The sequence below is a fragment of the Psychrobacillus soli genome, from assembly GCF_006861775.1.
Lineage (GTDB): Bacteria > Bacillota > Bacilli > Bacillales_A > Planococcaceae > Psychrobacillus > Psychrobacillus soli.
Genome location: NZ_VDGG01000085.1, coordinates 1 through 6654, shown reverse-complemented (window position 1 = coordinate 6654; position 6654 = coordinate 1). Strand labels below are relative to the sequence as shown.

The window sequence follows — 6654 nt, the reverse complement described above, 5'->3', positions numbered from 1 at the left end:
TCGACTCCTACCGGATAAGTGAGCATAATGAGACTTCACAACGTCCGCCTAAGCGGCGGTGAAGGCTCATCGCTTACCCGGTGGAAAGCGTACGACTGCAGTGAAAATCCTAGCGGTCACCTAATAGGTCTTTTACCGCGCAGTATCCCCATTATGTGCATTATTCCATTCACCGTTCTCATTTGCTATATCGGGGAAGAGACAGATGCGAGCACTTTTGTTCTTTTGGAAATAAGGTTGGGAGCGAGCAATCCCCACCATTATCCGCACATAACCCATATCCAACTAAAAAACCCCAAGCATAATGCTTGGGGTCACCAAAATATTATTCTTCTACAACCTCTTTACCGGTAGAGAACCACTCTTCCACGTTCCACACTTTCGTTACTAAACCTTCATAAAACTCAGGCTCATGGCTGACGAGGACAATAGTACCTTTAAATTCTTTCATCGCACGTTTCAGTTCTTCTTTTGCGTGAATGTCTAAATGGTTTGTCGGCTCATCGAATATTAACCAGTTACTTTCTTCCATCATCAGTTTACATAAACGCACTTTTGCTTGCTCCCCACCACTTAAAGAAGACAGTGGGCGAGAGATATGCTCGCTTTTCAAACCAGTACGAGCTAAAGCAGCACGAACTTGGTTTTGTTCCATACTAGGATAAGTTTCCCATATGGATTCAATTGGTGTAATATTACCAGCTTTTACTTCTTGTTCGAAATAAGAAGGATATAAGAAATCTCCGCGTATTACTTTTCCACCTAGTGCAGGAATCTTGCCTAACATCGTTTTAAGCAAGGTAGATTTACCAATACCATTCATGCCGACAAGCGCAATTTTTTCTCCGCGTTCGATAGTAAACGTAAGTGGTGGGAGCAGTGGGTTATCATAACCAATTTGCAAATGCTCCGCTTCTACAACATAACGTCCAGAACTACGAGATTCTTTAAAACTAAATTCCGGTTTTGCAGCCGTTTCTGGACGATCGATTCGTTCGATACGATCCAATTGTTTTTGGCGAGATTTTGCACGACCAGTTGTAGAGTATCTTGCTTTATTTTTGGCGATAAAATCTTCTTGTTTTTTGATGAAGTCTTGTTGTTTTTCATAAGCATCGATATGTTGTCTTTTATTCAACTCAGCGAGCTCTAAAAATTTCTCGTAAGACGCCGTGTAGCGTGTAAGTTTGGAGAATTCTAAGTGGAAAATAACATCCACAATCCCATTCATGAATTCCGTATCATGCGAAATTAATAAAAACGCATATGGATAGTTCTTTAAATAATTGGATAACCAATTCACATGCTCTTCGTCTAAATAGTTAGTAGGCTCATCCAATAAAAGAACTTTCGGCTTTTCTAATAAAAGCTTAGCCAAAAGAACTTTCGTACGCTGACCACCAGAAAGTGCTTCCACAGGACGATCTAAACCAATTGCATCTAGCCCAAGTCCACGAGCAACTTCTTCTACTTTCATATCTAATGAATAAAAATCTCCGGCATCTAACACATCTTGTATTTCCGCCATTTTTTCTAGTAACACTTCTAATTCTTCAGGCGTCGCATCCGCCATTTGGGCAATTATTTCATTTAACTCTTCCTCTTTTTTATAAAGAGGCAAGAATGCATCTCGAAGTGTATCGAACATCGAACGTCCTTGTTGCAGTCGAGTATGCTGATCTAAATAACCATAATGTGTGCCAGGCAGCCATTCTACACGGCCTTCATCATAAATGATTTCACCTGTTAAAATGTTCATTAACGTCGACTTTCCAACACCGTTTGCACCAACAAGTCCAACATGCTCACCCTCAACCAAGCGAAAAGAAACCTCTTTAAAAAGAGTACGATCTCCGAATGTATGTCCCAAATTTTCTACGTTTAATAAGCTCATCTATTATTTCCTCCAAAAAGAAAGCTCTACTTAAATCAATTATGCCTTGGCGTAATTGCGTCCAGATTTTGAATTGAGGCCAACAGGATGTTGGTCATGCAGTCGTTGCGACAGGACGTCGCGAACTTAGACTGCCTTCCTTTAACTTCTTTTGCAAATCTGTGACATCCGCCGGAGGCTTAACTTGAAACATAGGAAGTCTAAACTTCCTATGTTTCAAGTTATAATTCCGCGAGCTGTTTGTTTAGTTCTGCAAGGTCTTCTTCCATCTTGGCTAATCTACGTTCGGCATTTTCTACTTGAGTGGGGTGCCCATTGGATTCTAGTTTTTCCATATCACCTTGTAATCGAATATAATCCATTTTTAACTCAGTAATTTCCGCTTGTAGTTGATCTTTTGTCATGAATAGTCACCTTCAGCTTTTTGCCCTATTGTAGCATAAAATCGCGCTTAACGTGCGATTTCTTCTTCAGCTTTTTTATTAGCAATTGTTTGTTCGATCAGTTCCACTACTTCTACTAAGTTAGTGCTAAAGTCAAAGTGTTTTTGTTTATGGATGTAAGCTTTCCTTCTATTATCATGTAATATAATTTCCATAACGGCATTTTGTAAGTATGATTGTTTTATTTTCCGACCAAGTCCTAAATTTGCGAAGCCATGTCCTTCTTGTGGAAAGGCATAATTGACCTCCTCCTCATGAGCGCAAAGAATAATACATGGAATTTGATACTGTGCTACTAAGAAAGGCGTGTAAGAACCAGAACTAATGACGATATCACTAGTATAGATGATAGATTCTGGGTCATTCGTCGAAATAATTTTGATGGACTTACGAGTGAGCGCAAATCGCTTGAGATCATGAATATCATGTTTATAATGCTCGTCTACTAAAACACTAATCTGCAGGGGAATATGAAGTTGCACAAGATGTCTCAGCGTTCGATATGTTAAGTTTTCTGGATCCTCGTGGGGAAAAGCTACGACAATATGTGGTGGATCCTGTAACGAGTTATTTGTTTTCGGATTAATGGTACGTGTGGGAATATAGCCAGTAGGACCATATATAAAATGCTCTTTAGATAGATCCTTTGGATTTTCATATAATGTTTGAAAAACAAGATCAGCTAAAACACCGCCGTCTCCATGATCGTCAAAATGAATATGAGGACAATTAAATGATTTTAAACGACGAATTAAATCTTTTTCAGAATTTCCACTATCATGGATAATACAATTAGGGTTAAAGAATTTTAATTCTTCTAGCAAATGTGCATTATTTTTAAATGCACAAGTTTTAATATTTTGCTTTTCTAAATATGCTAGAAGGCTTGTATTTGTACTAGGCACAAAAACTTTATAATCGGATGTTTCCAAAGCAGGTACTAGCGCATTTGCTCGATCAGCAGGGTATAAACCGCGGTGTGGAAATGTATTTAAAAGGTAAGCTAGTCTCAATTTTCATCTTCCTTTCCAGTAAATATTCTTTATATTGTATGGAAAAGGACAGGGGTATATGACAACTAGAAGAGACAAGCTGAACGAGGAGGAATTGTAGTGACAAAACGAACGGCCATCGTAATTGGGGCAACGGGCTTTATCGGGAAACTATTAGTTAAGCAATTATGCGAAAGTGAAGACTACGTTGCAGTTTCGGTAATTGCTAGAAAGAATCTTATATACACACATGCTAAATTAGATGTGAAGATAAGAGAATTCGATAAACTAGAAGAAAATGATTTGGATATTGCCGATGATTTATTTTGCTGCCTAGGGACAACGATGAAAAAAGCAAAAACAAAAGAAAACTTTGAAAAGGTAGATTTAGAATATCCACTACGAATTGCTTCATTAGCTAAAAAACGGGGTATTCCTAACTTTCATGTCATTTCTGCAGCTGGTTCCAATAGCAAATCTCCTTTTTTCTATAGCCGTGTGAAAGGGAAGATGGAGGAAGGGCTGATTGACTTAAAACTACCCCATCTATCTATTTTCCGTCCTTCCTTATTAACTGGAGAGCGAGCAGAATTTCGATTAGGAGAGCGATTAGCAGAAGGGATTTTTCAACTAATAAATCCGTTATTGATCGGTCCTTTTAAGGGATTCCGAGCAACTGATGGTGAGCAACTTGCGTTCGCCATGTATCATTACGCTGTACATACTAGTAAAAACAAAGATCAATTGTATAAATCAATCGACATTCTAAACGCAAAGCCATTTCTAGAAAAAGAAGAAAAGCCAATTCCGAGAGAAGAGCTATTTGACTGGAGCAAACGTAAAGATATATTTGGAGACGAGGATAAAGCGGGCGATTAAACCGGTTTACTGCACGATGAATGGGTGCATATACTATATATATCAAGTAAATAGATTTCTCAGTCTTAAGGATGAATTTTGTCAAATCAATACTTTGTATCAAAAATCCTGCTTCTTTTTTGATACAATAAAGAACGAATAAAGGAGGTCCTAAAGCGATGAAAATACTACTCGTAGACGGAACGATTATCGGTGCCAAAACTGGTGTCATTCTAGAAAAAGTGAAAGACTATATAGAAGAGATTAATACAGAGCATACATTAGAAATTATAAAGCTAGCAAATTATGAGCATCAATTTGTAGATGGCAGACCTTTCGATCAGTACAATGATGATATGAAGCTGCTCGTGAGCAAATTTGAACAAGCGGACGGTTATATAATTGCAACGCCTATTTTCCAAGGATCCATTCCTGGTGTCTTAAAAAATACATTCGACTTTTTACATCCTAAAACGATGCGATATAAACCAGTGTCAATTGTTGCAAATGGCGGGACATATCAGCATCATTTAGTCATCGAAAATCAGCTGAAGCCTATTTTGGACTACTTCAGATGTCTAGTAACACCAAATTATGTCTACACACATTCAAGCCATTTTGATGGGAATAACGTAATAGTGGACGAAGATGTACATAATCGTTTACGCGAACTAGCTCGCGTATTCGTCCAATATGCAGAAATGAGTAAAAGTCTTTGTAAAGAGCCGATTGATACGCACTAAAATTTTGAGAGGGTGTCCCATTCATGTGGGATATCCTCTTTTATTGCTTAGGGAACAAAAAAATTTAGACATGTGGATAATTTTTTTCTAGTGACCGCTGTGATTTTCGCCGCCTGAAGCGAAAAACAAAATTTTATACAGGTTTTTCGAATGGGTGAATCCAGTAAATGGCTTAGAGCAACTAATTGGTCATCGAAAGCAACCAGTTCTATTCGGAGAGCAACCAAATTGCTGGTGAAAGCAACCAATTCCTAAAATAGCAAGTTTACTTGGAGTGAGACAACAATGAATACAGGTGTCATTCCAAAGTGAATAGCTAAAAAAGTCCAATTCCCAAAATAACAAAACGCCAAGGAAATTCTATTCCATGGCGTTTATTACTATACTCTTAGCGAGCATTTTCCTTATAAACAGCAATTAGTAATACAGCAACGTCGTCCCCGATGTTTTTGACAAAGTGCGGTACGCTGGCATTCCAACTGAATGAATCGCCTTCATAAGCAATGACCGAGTCTTCCCCTTGTTCTGCGAGTACGGTGCCTTTTAGGACAACATGACTTTCTTCTCCTTCGTGGGCAATCGCTTCACCTGTTGATGCACCGGGTGCTAATTCGATGTGCATCATGCGTAGCCCACTTTGGGACGTAAGATGTTCTATTTTAATTTCATTAAATGTCGTATACACTCGCTCAGATTTCCTTACTACTTTCATATGTTCCTCTTTTTCGAGTAGTAAATAAGGTAATGGCACATCCAAATAATTTGCAATTGTTTGTAGTGTATTGAGGGAAGGGGATGTATTATCATTTTCGATGTTACTGATAAAACCTTTTGATAGCCCAATTTGTTCACTCATTTGTGCAATCGTAATCTTTTTTCGTTTACGTATATCTCGGATTTTAGAGCCGACTTCCACGTTCATCCCTCCCAAAATAGTTTTGATACAGATATCGTAACACAAATTTGTTGACGATATCTATATTACGATGTTATCTTATATGAAACATATATTTCTATTAAGAACTTTTAGCGGAAAAGGAGATGTAGATGTGGAAGTTATGCTAAAAGTAATTTTTTTGGACTTATTGTTCACTTATATGAATAAAATGTTTTTAAAAGAATAAAATAGTGGAAGAAGGAAATAGAGATGGATAAATTAGGAGTTAGTACATTATTATTAAGACTTGTGTTAGGGATCAGTTTTCTTGTGCACGGATTGGTTAAATTTCAAGGTGGCATTGCTAATACTGTAGGTTGGTTTGAAAGCATTGGAATTTTAGGTTTCTTTGCATACGCAGTAGCTACATTGGAATTGGTAGGCGGAATTGCACTTATTTTAGGGATTGGAACTCGCATAGTTTCAGCATTTATTGTTGTATTAATGATTGGTGCAATCGTAAAAGTAAAATTCGCAATCGGTTTTCTAGGTATACCTGAGATGGCTGGTTATGAACTAGATCTAGCATTCTTAGTAATTGCACTTTTTTTGGCAATCAACGGAAGCAAGTTTTTGTCAATTGACGAAACATTTTTTAAGTAAACAGCGTTCGATTCATTTTAGAAAATGATGTACAAAAATAAAAAGAGTCTTCCTGTCTAAAATGTACCCTATAGAGTAGACACTTAAAAAAAGGTCTACCTATAGGGTACTTTTTTGTATAATTAGAAAAAATAAAGAAAATACAGGGGAAGATTATGAGTAAAATAGTTTTTACAGAGAAAGA

7 protein-coding genes are annotated in these 6654 nt (G+C 37.5%); 3 read left to right on the top strand and 4 right to left on the bottom strand.

Translation table 11 applies throughout. From position 1 onward, the window contains the following. Nucleotides 1-325: 325 nt before the first annotated feature. The 3 genes from abc-f to FG383_RS20530 all read right to left on the bottom strand — a co-directional run bounded on the left by abc-f (nt 326) and on the right by FG383_RS20530 (nt 3350). A complete protein-coding gene (abc-f, locus tag FG383_RS20540; RefSeq protein ID WP_142609524.1) occupies nt 326-1894 on the bottom strand; it encodes a ribosomal protection-like ABC-F family protein in 1569 nt (522 codons plus the stop codon). 221 nt (nt 1895-2115) lie between these two features. Beyond that, on the bottom strand, nt 2116-2298 hold the full coding sequence (locus FG383_RS20535) for an SE1832 family protein (RefSeq protein WP_142609523.1): 183 nt from the start codon (nt 2296-2298) through the stop codon (nt 2116-2118). 47 nt (nt 2299-2345) lie between these two features. Next, nucleotides 2346-3350, bottom strand: coding sequence for a hypothetical protein (locus FG383_RS20530; RefSeq protein WP_142609522.1), 1005 nt, complete (start codon nt 3348-3350; stop codon nt 2346-2348). A 99-nt stretch (nt 3351-3449) separates the two neighbouring features. Between FG383_RS20530 and FG383_RS20525 the strand changes: the two genes are divergently transcribed. Next, nucleotides 3450-4208, top strand: a complete 759-nt coding sequence (locus FG383_RS20525) for an NAD-dependent epimerase/dehydratase family protein (RefSeq protein ID WP_185908028.1) — start codon at nt 3450-3452, stop codon at nt 4206-4208. A gap of 158 nt (nt 4209-4366) precedes the next feature. Next, a complete protein-coding gene (locus FG383_RS20520) occupies nt 4367-4930 on the top strand; it encodes an NADPH-dependent FMN reductase (RefSeq protein ID WP_142609520.1) in 564 nt (187 codons plus the stop codon). Nucleotides 4931-5318: 388 nt separating this feature from the next. Here the strand turns inward: FG383_RS20520 and FG383_RS20515 are convergent, their stop codons facing one another. Beyond that, on the bottom strand, nt 5319-5846 hold the full coding sequence (locus tag FG383_RS20515; protein ID WP_142609519.1) for a helix-turn-helix domain-containing protein: 528 nt from the start codon (nt 5844-5846) through the stop codon (nt 5319-5321). A 231-nt stretch (nt 5847-6077) separates the two neighbouring features. On the opposite strand from FG383_RS20515, the gene FG383_RS20510 reads away from it, so the two are divergent. Next, nucleotides 6078-6470 (top strand): DoxX family protein, encoded by a 393-nt coding sequence (locus FG383_RS20510; protein ID WP_142609517.1) that lies wholly within the window; start codon nt 6078-6080, stop codon nt 6468-6470. Nucleotides 6471-6654 lie beyond the last annotated feature (184 nt).